Source organism: Ruegeria jejuensis (genome assembly GCF_041537905.1).
In the GTDB taxonomy this organism is placed as follows: domain Bacteria; phylum Pseudomonadota; class Alphaproteobacteria; order Rhodobacterales; family Rhodobacteraceae; genus Ruegeria_C.
On sequence record NZ_JBGRUO010000023.1, the window covers coordinates 49,858 to 64,909 of the forward strand.

The window sequence follows — 15,052 nt, forward strand, 5'->3', positions numbered from 1 at the left end:
TGTCAGTCTTTCCATAACGGACGAAGCGTCACGTAATAGTGGTATTCGATTTGCTTGAAGATCAGCCCACCACGCGCGGGAACGTTCTGGCGAAAGCCAAAGGCCATCGCGCACACAAGGATGAGCGGTGCCAGTATCGCGATGAACGGAACATAGCGCAAAACACGCTCGGACCCGGCCTTTTTGAGAACCAGCAGGGTCAGGGCAACCCACAAGACCAACGTGACCCAATCGTCGCCATGCGCGTTCCACTCTGCCTGCGTAGGAAAGCTGACAAACGCAAAAAGCCCGGCAGCGACCACCGTCATGCAGGCGTTCAAGGCGCGCTGCGCGTGCCCGCCATAGAAGCCAAAGGTCAGCGCGGTGATCATCAGGCCTGAGCACAGGATGAAATCCACTCTGGGCACCAGCCCAACCACATAGGCCAAAAGCATCAGCCCGATCGTTGAGCTGCGAAACACCTCGACTCTGTCCCAGCCGATCCCAATGCTGCTCAGGGCGTTTTGCGCACCGCCAGCTCGGATCGAGATCACCAGCAGGACCAGCGACAAAATCAGCAACCCGCCAAAGATAAACAGCGGAACAATCGCGGCGGAGTTATACCAATCCGCGCCACTGACCCCTGCACGGTTTCCGCCCCAAAGGGGAATCTCTGAAGTTTTCCAAAGAAAGAACAGCGACACCACGATCATCACAATGGATGCCCAGAAATCGCGCGCCCGCATGACCTGTGTTTCGTCGACCTTGTCCACGTCCTGCCTCCCGACGAAAAGGGCGCGAAACCGCGCGCCCTTTCCAAGCGCGTTGTCTTAGGGCTTTTCGATACCCAGCGAAGCAGGATCGACCGTGGCGGCCCCCAGATCCTGCAGGGTATAGGCAAACGTGGCCTCAAGGTTGGCAAACAACTCTTGCGCTTCGGCTCCGTGCTGACCGCCTACGTCATAGTTGTTTGCAGCCGCCCATTCCGCAACGGTGTCAGAGGCAATTGCCTGTTCAAACGCTTCACCCAAGGCCCCTTTCACGTCATCCCCGGCCGAATTATGTACCGCAAATCCAATCGCCTGCTTCAATGGCAGATACTGGTCCAGGCCGTCATAGATACCAAAGGCAGACGGTACGGTTGCCCCGCCGATCTGCGCATCGTCCGGCGTCAGCATAGCCAGCGGCTTAAGCTGCCCACCCTCAATCAGCGGCGCTTGTTCGGCCAGAGAGGTCACAACCAGCACGACCTCACCCGCTATGGCCGCCTCCTGTCCGGGAGCAGACCCTTTGTAAGGGACAAATTTGAACTCAGCCCCGGCCCCTTTCTCGATCGCCAGCAGGTTCAGGTGGTGGATTGATCCCGCACCGGATGCGGCGGCAGGAATGGTGCCGGGTGCGGCTTTTGCGGCATCAACCAGTTCCTGAAGCGAGTTATAAGGGCTGTCTGCGGGCACCGAGATCAGATCGGGCGAACCGCCGACGATAAACGGATACCAGAAGTCGAACTTCTTGTCCCAACCGCCCTGCACCGCCGCCGTAACGTTGGATTCTGACAAGCCGACCAGAGTGTACCCGTCATCCGGCTGGTTCATGACATAGACCATCCCGTTCGATCCCGCGACTCCGCCGGTTTGGTTGATCACGTTGATCGAGACCGGCAGGTGCTTTTCCATCTCTGCCATGATCATGCGGTTGATCGTATCGGTGCCGCCGCCAGCGCCCCAGACCACGGCTGTGGTGATGTCACGATAGGGATAATCCTGCGCGCTGGCAGTTGATGTAATCCCGGTCGCCATCACGGCTGCGACCGCAAGCCGCCCAAGTCCCAATCTCATTTCCAAGTCCTCCCAAAACAACTGTGCGCTTGTTATTGCATTTATTTGCGTATACATTACAGAATGCATTGTCAACGGGCTGTGGTAACCGCTGCGATCGCGCTATGAAGGCGGAACAGGAAGGAAACGGGTTCAGATGAGCAAAGATTACGAAGTTGCGGTTTTCCACGGAGATGGAATTGGCCCGGAAATTATGGCGCCTACGCTTGAAATCCTGCGCTCGCTTTCAAACCAAAATGCCGAATACAGCCTGACCTTTACCGATGCGCCTGCCGGGGCTGCCCATTACGCGGCCAAAGGCGACTCCTTCCCCGCGATGTCGCTGGACATCGCGCGTCGTGCCGACGCGATTCTGTTGTCGGCGATGGGGTTGCCGGACGTGCGCTATCCCGACGGGACCGAGATTTCACCCCAGATTGATCTGCGCAAACAGCTGGGTCTGTTCGCCGGGGTCCGCCCGGTCAAAGTGATCTCCGGACAAGCCACGCCCCTGGCCTTGCCAGACGGAAAAGAGATCGACTTCGTCCTGATCCGGGAAAGCACCGAAGGCCTGTTCCATACCCAGGGCGCCGGTGAGGTCAGCGAAAACGAGGCGCGTGAGACGCTGCTGATCACCCGCGATGTTTCAGAAAAACTGTTCCGCTTCGCGTTTCAACTGGCACAGACCCGCAAGGCGTCTGGCCGTGGACACGGTCGGGTCACCTGCGTCGACAAGGCCAATGTCTTTCGCGCCTTTGCCTTCTTTCGGTCGATCTTTGATGCCGAGGCGGCGCATCACCCAGACCTGACCGCAGACCACGCCTATGTCGATGCCACCGCTCTGTGGATGGTGCAAAAGCCCTGGGAATTCGATGTTCTGGTGACCGAGAATATGTTTGGCGACATCCTGTCCGATCTGGGTGCAGGCCTAATGGGTGGATTGGGACTGGCCCCTTCAGCGGATATCGGGCTGGATCACGCCGTGTTCCAACCTTGCCACGGGTCTGCGCCGGACATTGCCGGGCAAGGGACAGCCAACCCTTTTGCCATGATCCTGTCTGCTGCGATGATGCTGGAATGGCTGGGCGTGACCCATGATAACCCTGCGCTTTCCAGCGATGGCGCGCGCCTGCGCGAAGCGGTCGAGACGGTAACGGCAGATGGCCGCAACCTGACCCGGGACCTGGGCGGTACCGCAGGAACCCTGGACGCCGCCGCAGCTGTTACGGATGCGCTGACATGAGCAGCAGGCAAGACATAAAGGTTGCCTGTGTCGGTGCCGGATACTTCAGCCAGTTCCACTATGAAAGCTGGTCGCGCATGCCCGGTGCGATCCCTGTGGCCTCGTGCAACCGCGACATCGAAAAGGCCCGCGCCACCGGCCTGCCCGCCTATCAGGATCTCGCCCAGATGTTGGAGACCGAGGAACCGGATCTGCTGGACATTATCCTGCCCCCCATTGCGCAAGCCGAGGCGATCCAAACGGCGCTGCGATGCGGCCTCAAATGGATGATTTGCCAAAAGCCTTTTTGCCAGTCTCTGGATGAGGCGCAAGACATGGTCGCAAAGGCGCAAGCCGCCGACGCGACCGTCGTCGTGCATGAGAATTTTCGCTTTCAGCCCTGGTACCGCGCCATCAAGATAGCGATTGCGCAGGGCCAAATCGGCACACCCTTACAGGCCACATTCCGGTTGCGGCCCGGTGACGGTCAAGGACCGCGGGCCTATCTGGAGCGGCAACCCTATTTCCAGGAGATGCCACGCTTTCTGGTGCACGAAACCGCTGTTCATTGGGTCGACACGTTCCGGTTTCTATTCGGCGCGCCAAGCGCGGTCTATGCCGATCTGCGCAAAATTAACCCGGCAATTGCGGGTGAAGACGCGGGCTACATCCTGTTGGATCATCCCAACGGGTTGAAAGCCATGTTCGACGGCAACAGGTGCGTGGACCACAGCGCGGAGAACCTGCGTCAAACCATGGGCGAGGCATTGATCGAAGGCACAGAGGGCACTCTGTCCCTCTATGGTGACGGATCGGTTGCATGGCGCGGCTTCGGAAAACGGGAGCAGCAACAGATTTTGCCAGCGACCACCCATAGTGGTTTTGGCGGCGACTGCGTCCATGCCTTGCAAAACCATGTCATTTCGGGCCTTCTAACTGGCACATCGCTGGAAAACACCGCCCCGGACTATCTGGACGTGATCCGCATCGAAGAAGCCATCTACCGCTCGGACGCGGAAGGAAGAAAGATCACCCTGGAGACGCCGTGAAGGATCAGAACAGCAAAACTCTTTCCAACACGCAGCGCGCGGTCAAAGAACTGCGCAGGATGATCCTGACCGGTGAGTTGGCCGCAGGAACCGACCATCTGGAATCAGAGCTTGCCCAGACTCTGGGAATGTCACGCACCCCGGTCCGCGAGGCCGCACTGATGCTTGAAAGCCGTGGTTTGCTGGAGATGCGACCACGGAAAGGCGTGCGGATTCTGCCTGTCTCACCCGAAGACATGCGTGAAATCTATGACATCCTGACCGAACTTGAAAGCCTCGCCGCCCAGCGCGCCGCAGAAGCAAATTGCACTGAAGAGGATTTAGAACATCTGGCTCGCTCGATTGCCCAGATGGATCAGGCCATCGAAACAGAAAATCTGGAAGCCTGGGCTGAATCCGACGAGTTGTTTCATCAAGAACTCGTGCGTTTGGGGGGAAACAAACGCATCCAGGCGATTGTAGCCATGATGAGTGATCAGGTTCGTCGCGCCCGTGCAACCACTCTGTTTATTAGGCCCCTGCCCTTGCAGTCAAATGAGGACCACCGCGCTGTTTTCGATGCGATCCGCGATGGTCGGCCAGAGGACGCGCGCGAACGCCACCGCAATCACCGCCTCCAGGCCAAAGCGATGCTTTGTGGAATTCTTGAGAAACATCGACTCAACAGTCTTTAGCGATCGTATTTGTCATGCGACCACAGCGTTCCGCTTTTGCCATGATTTGCATGGAGCTTTCGCCATTGTCTTCGTCGCCGCCAATTGGTTTCAAGTCTGGGCACGAGCAACCGAACGACGGTTAATAAAACCAACCTGCTGCTGTGGGCGTCACAGGCGCATTTCGGTTTTGGGGTCGAACAAGCTGACCTTGCTCATGTCGACCTCAAAATCCATGACGCTGCCGGGCGCGGGCGCTTCGTCCGGCTCGCAGACGATGATTGCCTTCTGGCCTGCGATTGTGCACATCAGGATCGTCTCGGACCCGGTGGGCTCGTCCATATCGACCGAAACCTGCACGATGACCGAGGCGTTTCCTTTGCGCGCGGCACGCGCCTCATGGGCGGGGCTGAAATGTTCGGGGCGAACGCCGAATGTGACCTGTTCGCCGTCGCTGATGCCCGGGTAGTCGTTGTGGGGGAGTGGCAATCGCGTGCCGTCGCTGCCATCCAGAATGATGCTGGACCCTTCAGCCGTTTTCACGAATTTGGCGGCGAAGAAATTCATATTCGGCGAGCCCATGAAACCGGCAACGAAGATATTGGCGGGGCGTTCGTAGATTTCCTTTGGCGCTGCATATTGTTGCAACACACCATGGTGCATCACTGCAATGCGCGTGGCCAAAGTCATCGCCTCGATCTGGTCATGAGTCACGTAAACCGTGGTTCGCCCGACGTTATGGTGCAGTTTCTTGATCTCGGACCGCATCTCGACCCGCAGCTTCGCGTCGAGGTTGGAGAGGGGCTCATCGAAGAGGAACAGTTTCGGATCGCGCACCAGGGCGCGGCCCATGGCGACACGCTGGCGCTGACCACCCGATAGCTGGCCGGGCTTGCGGTCCAGAAGCGGCTCGATCTGCAACAAGGCGGCAACCCGCGCGACAGTCTCTGCCTGAGTGGCCTTGTCGATGTTCCGGCATTCCATTCCAAAGGTCATGTTCTGGCGTACGGTCATGGTTGGGTAGAGCGCATAAGACTGGAAGACCATGGCGATGTCACGGTCCTTTGGGGCCTCGTTATTGACGACCTTGTCTTCGATCATCACCTCGCCAGATGTGACGCTTTCGAGCCCTGCGATGATCGACAGCAAAGTGGATTTACCGCAGCCCGACGGGCCGACAAGCGCGACGAATTCTCCTGACTCAGCTTCGAGATTGATGTCCTTCAGGACGTCAACCGATCCGTAGCTCTTGCGCAGGTTCTTGATCAGCAAAGATGACATTGCCGGCTCCCTTATTTGACCGCGCCGGAGGTCAGGCCCCGGACGAAGTATTTGCCGCCGATGACGTAGACGAAGAGTGGCGGCAGGGCCGCGAAGATGACGGACGCGGCCTCGACATTGTAGTGGCGTTCGCCGGTGCCCGAGCCAGAGAAGGCCACGATGGCGGCAGTGATCGGCTGATTGGCACCCGAGGTGAACACGGTACCGAACAGAAACTCATTCCAAATCCCCGTGAATTGCCAGATCACGCAGACAATGAGGATTGGCGGCGATAGCGGCAGCATGATCCGCCGGAATATCCGCCAGAATCCGGCGCCGTCGATGCGGGCCGCCTTGATCAAATCATCCGGGACGGACAGGAAATAGTTGCGGCAGAACAGCGTCGTAAAGCTGATCCCCTGGATCGTATGTACCAGAACCAGCCCGCCGATCGTGTTCGAAAGCCCGATCTTTCCAAGCACGAACGCCCAGGGCAGCAGCGTCATCTGCGCCGGAAGGAACACGCCCAAAGTGATCAGGCCGAATACCCAGGCGTCGTATCGAAAGCGCCACTTGGACAGGGCGTAACCATTCACGACCCCAAATGCCGTGGACAGGATCGTTGCCGGGATGGTCATCATCAGCGTATTGGAGAAGTACCGTGATACGCCTTCGCAGCTTCCGCCCAGGCAAAACGTGCTCCAGGCTTCGGCCCAGTATCGCCAACTCAGCGCGTTGGGAACCGAAATGAAGCCTTCGCGCACGATTTCCTCCAGCGGCCGAAAGCTGTTCATGAAGATGATGACCAGCGGTGACAGATAGAGCAGCGCGAAGAAGGCCAGGAGCGCGTAGACCGTGCCCTTCGCCCAAAGCCGCCGGAACCGGCCGCCTGTTGCCAGCGGGTCGAAGGCCTGATGGGATGTCTCAGCCATGGCGCTGGCCCTCTTTCCTGGCGCGCCAACTGGTCCAAAGAACATAGGGCACGATAACAATGGCGAGCGCGACGAGGATCATGACGGCTGCCGCCGCCCCTTGTGCTATCTGACCGCGCTGGAACATCAGGTCATAGACCACGATGGCAGGCACGGTGGTCGCGACCCCTGGTCCCCCCTGTGTCAAGGCCACGACAAGGTCATAGGTTTTGATCGCGAATTGCAGCAGCACGACGGAGACCGCGACAAAGATCGGCCAGATCGTCGGCAGCACCACCCTGCGATAAATACGCGGCATAGAGGCCCCGTCTATCTGAGCGGCCTTGATCAGGTCCCCGTCAACGGATCGCAATCCGGCCAGGATCAGCGCCATCGCGAAACCAGATGCGTGCCATATCCCGGTGAACACCACGACGTAAAGCGCCATGTCCCGGTCGGTGATCCAGTCGAATTGCGCGCTCAGCCAGCCCAGATCATTCAGCGCACGCTCGACCCCGGTTTGCGGGTGGAAAATCCAGCGCCATACCGTGCCGGTGACGATGAAGGAGATTGCGAGCGGGTAGAGAAAGATAGTGCGCCAGACGGATTCGAAGCGTACCCGCTGGTCGATGAGAACAGCGAGCAGCGTGCCGACAAAGAGCGAGCCCAGCACATAGAGCGCACCAAACAAAAACAGGTTTTGATAGGCGACAATCCAGCGCTTGCTTTTCCAGAGTGCGGCATATTCGCCAAAGCCACCATAGGCCATGTTAGGCAGCAGCGTGGATTGCGACACGGAAATCCATAGCGTCCAAGCCGAGAACACCACCACATAGATGAAGGCGGCAGCAAGGGTGGGCACGAGGACCAGCTGTGGCGTCCAGCTTGCAAGTCGCGCGGCCAGTGAGGGTTGCGTCGATTCCGGCATGATCAGTCTTTCGAGTGGCGTCTTGATCGGACCGCGCCAACGATAAGAGGACATCGGCACGGCTATCTTGCTACCGATCCCTAGCTTTGCAGTTCGACCGCGTCAGCAAGCTGATTTGCGGCCTCTTCCGGTGTGATCGAGTCGTCGGCGACAAACTCGGTAATCACTTCCATCATGGCGCCACGGTATTTTTGCAGAACCGTCATGTTATGCGCCATCGAGCGGACCAGCGTACCTTCTTCGACAGAGGCTTTCAGGTCTGTCAGCCCCTGCTGCTGGCACTGGGTGAATCCACCGACCGACAGATCAACGTCGGTGCGCGATGGGATCGAGCCCTTGGCAACGTTGAAGGTCACCTGAAACTCGGGCGACATGATGGTGCTGGCGAGGAGTTTTTGACCCTCCACGTAGTCAGGGTCATTTTGGTTGAAGAACACCACCGAGTCCGCGTTGAGGATGAAGCCGTTGCCACCCCAGTTTACGGGGGTCTGGTGACACAGGTAGTCTTCGCCTTCCTTAAAGCCCGCCAGATTGGCAGATGCCACGGTCCAGTCGCCCATGAGGAAGAACGCGGCCTCGCCGGTCATGGTCATCGTCATTGACTGTTCCCACGAGCGGCCATTGATGCCGTCATCCATATACCCCACCATCTTACGCAGTTGAGCAAAAGCGTCGATCATGCCCTGGCTGCGCATGGCATCCGTATCCGCCTCTTGGAAGGCCTTTCGATAGAGGTCGATATCCATGCCGTAGACGACACTGTCGAATGTGGTTGTGTCCGACCAGTCCGCTGCGCCATGGGCGATGCAAGTTTTGCCCGCCGCGACGATCTTGTCGCAAGCTGCATTGAACTCATCCCATGTTTTGGGAATCTCAAGGCCGAGCTCATCAAGAAGCTTTGGCGAGCTGTACAGCCAGTTGACACGGTGGATGTTCATAGGTGCCGCAACCCAACTGCCGGTGGGTTTCATCACCGAGGTCAGTTCCGGCGCAACCACGTCGTCCCAACCCTCCTTGGCGGCAACCTCATCGAGATTGGCCGTTGCGCCTGTATTGTTCCACTCAGCAATCTCGGGGCCTTTCAGCTGCACAGCCGCAGGAGCGTTACCGGCCACCACGTCGGAGCGCAGCTTGGCAAGAGTGTTGGAGGTATGGCCGGAAATCGCCGTCTGCTCCCATGTGCCACCGGCGGCCTCAAACATTTCGCCCAGCTTGGCGATCGCTGCGGCTTCCGAGCCTTGCGCCCATTGGTGCATCATGTTGGTTTTGGGTTCGGCCTGCGCGCCCACAGCCAGTGCAGTGGCGGCCAGAATCGAGACACCCGTCATAGCCCTATTCAGTTTCATCTCATTTCTCCTCCGTTGAGATTTTGGTTATTTCTCGGTGAGTTTTGCGGACAGCTTCATATTGAAATCCCCCCGTCCACATTGATGGTCTGGCCAGTGACAAAGCCCCCGCCTGCTGAGACCAGCCACGCGCAGGTGGCCGCGATCTCGTCTGCACTGGCAAAGCGGCCAGCGGGTTGGCGCTTCAGGAACCAGGCTTCGGCGGCCTCAACGCTGCCAAGCTCTTCTGCCAGATCGGCGATGCGCTGTCGCAGTGAGGGCGTGTCGACCACACCCGGGCAGATCGCGTTAAAGCGGATGCCATGCTCCAGGTAGTCGGCCGCGCAGGCTTTCATCAGCCCGATCACGCCACCTTTGGCCGCGCCATAGGCCGCGCGAAACGGGTAGCCTTTGACTGATGAGGCCAACGAAGCAATCAATACCACTGCGCCGCCATTCGCCTTCATGCGTGGGACCACCGCACGGGTCACATGAAAGGCACTGTCGAGGCAGATGGACTGGCTTTTGCGCCAGTCCTGATCAGTTGTGGTTTCGACCGTGCCGTGATGTACGAAGCCCACCGCGTGAACCATGATGTCGATGCGGTCGTGATTGGACAGCCAGTCTTCTACAGCCACCGGATCAGTCGCATCCACCGCCGTGGTCGACGCAGCCGCAAGCCCGTTCAGCAAGCGCGAGTCAATGTCCGAAACATGAACCTGCGCCCCCTCGGCCACGAACCGTTCGGCAATGGCGCGCCCGATGCCCTGGCCCGCCGCCGTAACGCAGGCCACTTGTCCCGCGAGCCGCTGTTGCGGCGGATATGAGGGCTGCTGCGGGGTCAATAGGTGGCCCGTCCGCCCGACAGGTCAAACACCGCGCCTGTCGTGAAAGAGTTCTCGGCAGAGGCGATCCACGAAACCATATTCGCGATTTCTTCGACCGTCACAAACCGCCCGCGCGGAATTTTGGAGAGCATGAATTCGACGAAATCCTCTGAGACCTGATCGAATATCCGGGTCTTTGCGGCGGCAGGCGTGATGCAATTGACGGCAATGTCGTAGCCCGCGAGCTCCTTGCCCAGCGATTTGGTCATCGCAATCACCGCAGCCTTCGAGGTGGAATAGGCGGAGGCGTTCGGATTACCCTCTTTCCCCGCAACTGATGCCACGTTGACGATGCGCCCATAATTGCGCGCAATCATTCCGGGGATGACGGTTCGGCAAGTGTGGAACGTGCCGTTGGTGTTCACGTCCTGCACCTTGCGCCATGCATCGGCGGGGTAGTCAGCCAAAACCGACGTAGGCCCGGCAATGCCAGCACAGTTGACCAGCACATCCACTTTACCGAACTTCTCCTCGGTGGCAGCCTGCGCAGCCTCGACGCTGGCGAGGTCGGAAACGTCGGTTTGTGTTAAGAACAGATTGTCGCAATCGATTGCTGTGACGCGCTCTTCTGGGGCCGAGATATCCATATCCCAGATAGCGGTTTTCGCGCCAGAAGCGGCGAGGCGGTCGGCGATAGCTGCGCCGATGCCGTTGCACCCGCCCGTGATTGCAGCAACCTGACTGTTGAAATCATAGCTGTTCACGACATGGCCTCCAATGCGACGACCGTCTGGGCCTGCTCGCCCAGCCCGTCGATGCCCAGGCGTACGGTGTCGCCCTCGGTCAGCCACATCTGCGGCTTCATGCCCGCACCCACGCCCGGAGGCGTGCCGGTACAGATCAGATCCCCTGGTTCTAGGCGGGTGAATTCCGACATGTAGCTAACGATGGTTTTCACGTCGAAAATCATCGTACCGGTATTGCCGGTCTGCACCCGTTGCCCGTTGACATCGAGCCACATGCCGAGGTTTTGTACGTCGGCTATTTCATCCTTGTTGGCGAGGAACGGCCCGGTAGGGCAGAAGTTTGGGAAACTCTTGCCCTTGACCCACTGGCCAGAACGTTCCTGCTGCCAGGCGCGCTCCGAGATATCGTTGACCAGCACGAAACCCGCGATGTGGTCCATCGCTTCGTCCCGGGAGATATCCAGGGTTGGTTTGCCGATGATGATGCCGAGTTCGACCTCCCAGTCCAGCTTGGTCATACGAGGGGACTTCAGAATGTCATCATTCGGACCGCAATATGTGACAGTGGATTTGTTAAACAGGATCGGCTCGTCCGGCACTGGCAGTCCGGCCTCGGCTGCATGGTCAGAATAGTTCAACCCCACACACCAGATGTTGAAAGGTTGCGCGACTGGCGGCGCCAGGCGCATACCGTCGGTTTGGGCAACGGGTAAAGTGGTGGGATCGAGCGCTGCCAGCTTTGTCAGCAGGTCAGGCGACAGCGTGCGCGGTCCGAAGTCCTCGACGATCGAAGACACGTCGCGGGCTGTGCCGTCTGCGTCAATAATGCAAGGGATTTTGCGCCCCTGGCGATCGCCATAGCGGGAGAGTTTCATGCTGCTGTTTCCTTATTATTCTTGCTGCCCCACCACGTGTTGGCGAGTGGCTTGCCACCGACGAACGAACCGCTGCCCAACGTGTCCTGAATGCGTAGACATTCGTTCCATTTGATCATCCGCTCGGACCGGGTGAAGGAGCCAACTTTGAGCTGTCCGCCGCCCAGCCCCGTGGCCAGATGGCTGATCGAGACATCTTCCGTCTCTCCTGAACGCGCCGAGACAATCGCGCCCCAGCCCTTGGCCCGGGCCATGCGGAAGGTCTCGAAGCTTTCAGAGATGGTGCCCGCCTGATTGACCTTGATCAGAACCGCGTTGCAGGCACCTTGGGTCTGGGCCTTGCGGACAAGATCGACGTTTGTGACCAGATAGTCGTCGCCGATAATCTGAACACGGTCACCGAAGCGGCGGGTAAACTCGACGGTGCCGGCAACATCGTCCTCCGCTAGCGGGTCTTCAATCGAGGCAATCGGGTAGGTCTCGAGCCAGCCGCCCAGCATCTCGATCATCTCGGCGCTGTCGAGGTAGCGGTCTTCCAGAGCAAGGCGATAGCGCCCTTCCTTGCCAAATTCAGAAGCCGCAATGTCGAGAGAAACAACAACCCGCTCGCCCGGCTTTTCCCCGGCCTTCTCAATGGCTTCGATCAGCGTTTCAAGCGCCTCTTCATTGCTGTCAAAGACCGGCCACCAGCCGCCCTCATCGGCGACACCGGCCAGCTTGCCCTTGGACTTCATGATGTCACCGGCAGCGAAGTAAACCTCGCTGGTAACCTCCATCACCTCGTCAAAGCTGGCCGCACCCGGTATCATGATCATGAAATCCTGAATGTCGACGCGACGACCTGCATGCGCGCCGCCCCCGAAAATCTGAATCTCGGGCAAAGGCAAAGACGGAGTAAACCCGGTCGTTTCGGCCACATGCTGCCAGAGCGGACGCCCGGCATTCGCAGCCGCAGCGTGCAGAACGGCCAGAGATGTAGCGACTGTGGCGTTTCCCCCGAGGGTATCCTTCAAGGGTGAGTTGTCGAGCGCCAAAATGGCTTCGTCCGCTCTGCTTTGATCCTGCACGTCAAGCCCTGTTAGGGCGGCAGCGATCGGACCGTTCACGCTGTCGAGCGCGGATTGCACGTTTTGCCCTCGCAACATAACTCCGCCGTCGCGAAGATCGACAGCTTCCCGTGTGCCGCGCGATGCGCCCGCTGGCGCAATGGCACGTCCAAGGACGCCGTTTTCAAGCGTCACATCGACCTCAACCGTCGGCTTTCCACGGGAGTCCCAGACGCGCCGGGCTTTTATTCCTTCTATCGCTGCCACGCATCCAATTCCTTCAGTCGGGAGGTCAGGGTTTGCACGAAATCTGAGAGTGTCGCTGGCGGATTCCCGATCAATGGCAGTGCCAGTTTTCGTACCTGCTCGCGGCGCGGAGTACCGAGGTATTCCACCGGCGACTTTCCATCGACACGCGCCAGCATCAAAGCAGGCAAAAGGCGGCAGATGCGCGCCTCCAGATCACTTGCGTCTTCCCATGAAACATGGGGGGCATAAGCGCGCCAGAATTGCGCGACTTCATCATAAAGCGCTGTGCGCTGCGCAGGCAGGTGCACGGCTTTTAGTATGAGATGGTTCAGACAGAATGACGGATCAAAAGATGCATCGCCCATAGTTGCGCATTCCGCGTCCAGAATGATCGGGCGGCCGTGCCGGATCAGGATGTTTTTCGGGCTGACATCACCATGCACCAGAACTTGCGTGCTGTCGTAAAGCATGTCGGCAAGATCATGCAGTTGGGGGGCAAGATGCCGGTGTTGTTCGGCAGTGAAAGACAGGTAGGGCTCAATCCGCAGAGCGCGGAAATCATCGCGATTCCAGAAAAAGGACCTGTCGAAGTTGGGCTTTGCCGATGCTGCGTGAATGCGGCCCACCATATCGCCGACTGCGCGCGCCTCGCCTTTTGCTGGCTGGCCTTCCAGCAATGCGGTTTTCCAAAGGTAGGTTTCCGCGCCGGTCACGAATTCCATGACGAAGCCATGCGCGCTATCTGATCGACCGTAGAGGCGGACCGCGCTTTCCGGAACAACCCGAGCGGCCACCTCTAGCCACGCATATTCCGCCGCATTGCGATGCCTGGGCGCGCGCCAGTCGGCGGCTACTTTCAATTTGGGCAATGCAAATTTTACACAGTAACGCGCGTCGCCGACTTTCAGTGATGCGATATCCGAGGCCACACCCCCAGTCAGCGGTGTCACGTCCTGCGGATCTGATCGGTCGCCAAGGCCCAATTCCTCGATCAGTTCACAACACCTATCTGTCAGCGATTGAGGCATTTCGAGTGCATTCCAGCTTGACTATGTTCACGTGAACAATTTTGATGTTAGTCTGCTTTTTGTCAAGGCACCTTTTTTCATGCTAGGACCGGACAGACAGGAGTTGGTTGTTGAGCCGTGTAACGATAAAATCCATCGCCAACGATCTTGGCATCTCGCATATGACGGTGTCGCGCGCCCTGTCAAATAGTCCCAATGTCCAAAAAGAGACCCGTGAAGCAGTGCAAAAGCGCGCGCGCGAACTGGGGTATGTCAAGAGCGCTGCTGCGATGGTCATGCGCGGCGATGCGCCAAAGATAATTGGGCTTTTGCTCCCCAACATCGTGAATGAATTCTACGCCCGCTTCGCGAATGACATGGCCACTGCCTGCGACGCGCATTCATTTCAGTTGATCATTCACCTGACGGGTGATGATGTCGCCACTCAGCAGCAGGCGCTGGACCGGTTGCAGGAGGTTCAAGCCTCCTCCGTGGTAATGGTGCCAGCGCCGCACCAAACCGGACAGGACGCACCAATCGCGGGAACGATGCGAGTCATCGAACTGATCCGGCAGAGTAGTAACACAAGCCAAACCTCGGGCATTCTTGTCGATGACGGGCCGGCGATTCGTGCCGCTGTAAAACATCTCGCAAGCGCCGGTCACACGAAAATCGCCTATATCGGAGCCAACCGTGAGCTTTCCAGCGGTCGAACCCGTCTGGGCGCGTTTTTGACTGGTGCGGATGAGGCCCGCATCGACGTCACGCCAGACATGATACATACTGGAACGCCGTCTTTTGCGATGGGACACGCGCAGGCGAAAGCCATTCTTGAGGCGGGATGCGCGACAGCGCTGCTATGCGGCGGATTTGAGATCTCGAACGGGGCGCTTAGCGCAGTCATCGATGAGACAAAACACTCCCGCAAAAAAATTGCGTTTATCGGCTACGGTGATCCGTCTTTTTATGCTTGGATCGGAAACGGTGTATCGACAATCCAGGTACCAGTCACCGAACTTGCAAACTGTGCAGTCGATCTGATCGTCAATCATGATCAACCCCAATTCGTGCCTACATCATTCCCTGCGGAGTTGATCATAAGATGAGGCCGTTGCACCGCAAGTGGCCCCATATGAAGTGCAGACCTGTGTGTTGCGA

The 15,052-nt window shown here is 58.5% G+C and carries 15 protein-coding genes; 4 read left to right on the forward strand and 11 right to left on the reverse strand.

Going from position 1 to position 15,052, the window contains the following annotated elements; translation table 11 throughout:
- Positions 1-2 precede the first annotated feature (2 nt).
- Positions 3-752 (reverse strand): hypothetical protein, encoded by a 750-nt coding sequence (locus tag AB1E34_RS21215; protein WP_372574313.1) that lies wholly within the window; start codon positions 750-752, stop codon positions 3-5.
- Positions 753-809: 57 nt separating this feature from the next.
- Entirely contained in the window at positions 810-1,817 is a 1,008-nt protein-coding gene (locus AB1E34_RS21220; protein WP_372574314.1) for a Bug family tripartite tricarboxylate transporter substrate binding protein, read from the reverse strand.
- Positions 1,818-1,953: 136 nt separating this feature from the next.
- Between AB1E34_RS21220 and AB1E34_RS21225 the strand changes: the two genes are divergently transcribed.
- Genes AB1E34_RS21225 through AB1E34_RS21235 form a run of 3 tightly spaced genes read left to right on the forward strand, consistent with a single transcriptional unit; the run spans position 1,954 to position 4,741 of the window.
- Positions 1,954-3,039 (forward strand): isocitrate/isopropylmalate dehydrogenase family protein, encoded by a 1,086-nt coding sequence (locus tag AB1E34_RS21225; protein ID WP_372574315.1) that lies wholly within the window; start codon positions 1,954-1,956, stop codon positions 3,037-3,039.
- Positions 3,036-4,067, forward strand: coding sequence for a Gfo/Idh/MocA family protein (locus tag AB1E34_RS21230; RefSeq protein ID WP_372574316.1), 1,032 nt, complete (start codon positions 3,036-3,038; stop codon positions 4,065-4,067). The genes AB1E34_RS21225 and AB1E34_RS21230 overlap by 4 nt, the downstream gene beginning before the upstream one ends.
- Positions 4,064-4,741 (forward strand): GntR family transcriptional regulator, encoded by a 678-nt coding sequence (locus tag AB1E34_RS21235; RefSeq protein WP_372574317.1) that lies wholly within the window; start codon positions 4,064-4,066, stop codon positions 4,739-4,741. The genes AB1E34_RS21230 and AB1E34_RS21235 overlap by 4 nt, the downstream gene beginning before the upstream one ends.
- 150 nt (positions 4,742-4,891) lie before the next feature.
- On the opposite strand, the gene AB1E34_RS21240 is transcribed toward AB1E34_RS21235, so the two are convergent.
- The 9 genes from AB1E34_RS21240 to AB1E34_RS21280 are packed head-to-tail and all read right to left on the reverse strand — an operon-like array spanning position 4,892 to position 13,837.
- Complete coding sequence (locus AB1E34_RS21240; protein ID WP_372574318.1) at positions 4,892-6,001, reverse strand: ABC transporter ATP-binding protein; 1,110 nt, start codon at positions 5,999-6,001, stop codon at positions 4,892-4,894.
- A gap of 11 nt (positions 6,002-6,012) precedes the next feature.
- Positions 6,013-6,912, reverse strand: a complete 900-nt coding sequence (locus AB1E34_RS21245) for a carbohydrate ABC transporter permease (RefSeq protein ID WP_372574319.1) — start codon at positions 6,910-6,912, stop codon at positions 6,013-6,015.
- Positions 6,905-7,873, reverse strand: coding sequence for a carbohydrate ABC transporter permease (locus tag AB1E34_RS21250; RefSeq protein ID WP_372574320.1), 969 nt, complete (start codon positions 7,871-7,873; stop codon positions 6,905-6,907). The genes AB1E34_RS21245 and AB1E34_RS21250 overlap by 8 nt, the downstream gene beginning before the upstream one ends.
- Positions 7,874-7,899: 26 nt before the next feature.
- Positions 7,900-9,165, reverse strand: a complete 1,266-nt coding sequence (locus AB1E34_RS21255; RefSeq protein WP_372574321.1) for an ABC transporter substrate-binding protein — start codon at positions 9,163-9,165, stop codon at positions 7,900-7,902.
- A gap of 56 nt (positions 9,166-9,221) precedes the next feature.
- Positions 9,222-9,938 carry an SDR family oxidoreductase gene (locus tag AB1E34_RS21260; protein ID WP_372574322.1) on the reverse strand — a complete coding sequence of 239 codons (717 nt, stop codon included), beginning with the start codon at positions 9,936-9,938 and terminating at the stop codon, positions 9,222-9,224.
- Between the two features lie 47 nt (positions 9,939-9,985).
- Positions 9,986-10,735 carry an SDR family NAD(P)-dependent oxidoreductase gene (locus AB1E34_RS21265; protein ID WP_372574323.1) on the reverse strand — a complete coding sequence of 250 codons (750 nt, stop codon included), beginning with the start codon at positions 10,733-10,735 and terminating at the stop codon, positions 9,986-9,988.
- The gene (locus tag AB1E34_RS21270) at positions 10,732-11,592 is read right to left on the reverse strand and encodes a fumarylacetoacetate hydrolase family protein (protein ID WP_372574324.1); all 861 of its coding nucleotides are present in this window, start codon (positions 11,590-11,592) and stop codon (positions 10,732-10,734) included. The genes AB1E34_RS21265 and AB1E34_RS21270 overlap by 4 nt, the downstream gene beginning before the upstream one ends.
- A complete protein-coding gene (eno, locus tag AB1E34_RS21275) occupies positions 11,589-12,905 on the reverse strand; it encodes a phosphopyruvate hydratase (RefSeq protein ID WP_372574325.1) in 1,317 nt (438 codons plus the stop codon). The genes AB1E34_RS21270 and eno overlap by 4 nt, the downstream gene beginning before the upstream one ends.
- Complete coding sequence (locus AB1E34_RS21280; RefSeq protein ID WP_372574326.1) at positions 12,893-13,837, reverse strand: phosphotransferase; 945 nt, start codon at positions 13,835-13,837, stop codon at positions 12,893-12,895. The genes eno and AB1E34_RS21280 overlap by 13 nt, the downstream gene beginning before the upstream one ends.
- A gap of 188 nt (positions 13,838-14,025) precedes the next feature.
- Here AB1E34_RS21280 and AB1E34_RS21285 point away from each other — a divergent pair, with 188 nt between their 5' ends.
- Entirely contained in the window at positions 14,026-15,000 is a 975-nt protein-coding gene (locus AB1E34_RS21285) for a LacI family DNA-binding transcriptional regulator (protein WP_372574327.1), read from the forward strand.
- Positions 15,001-15,052: the final 52 nt, after the last annotated feature.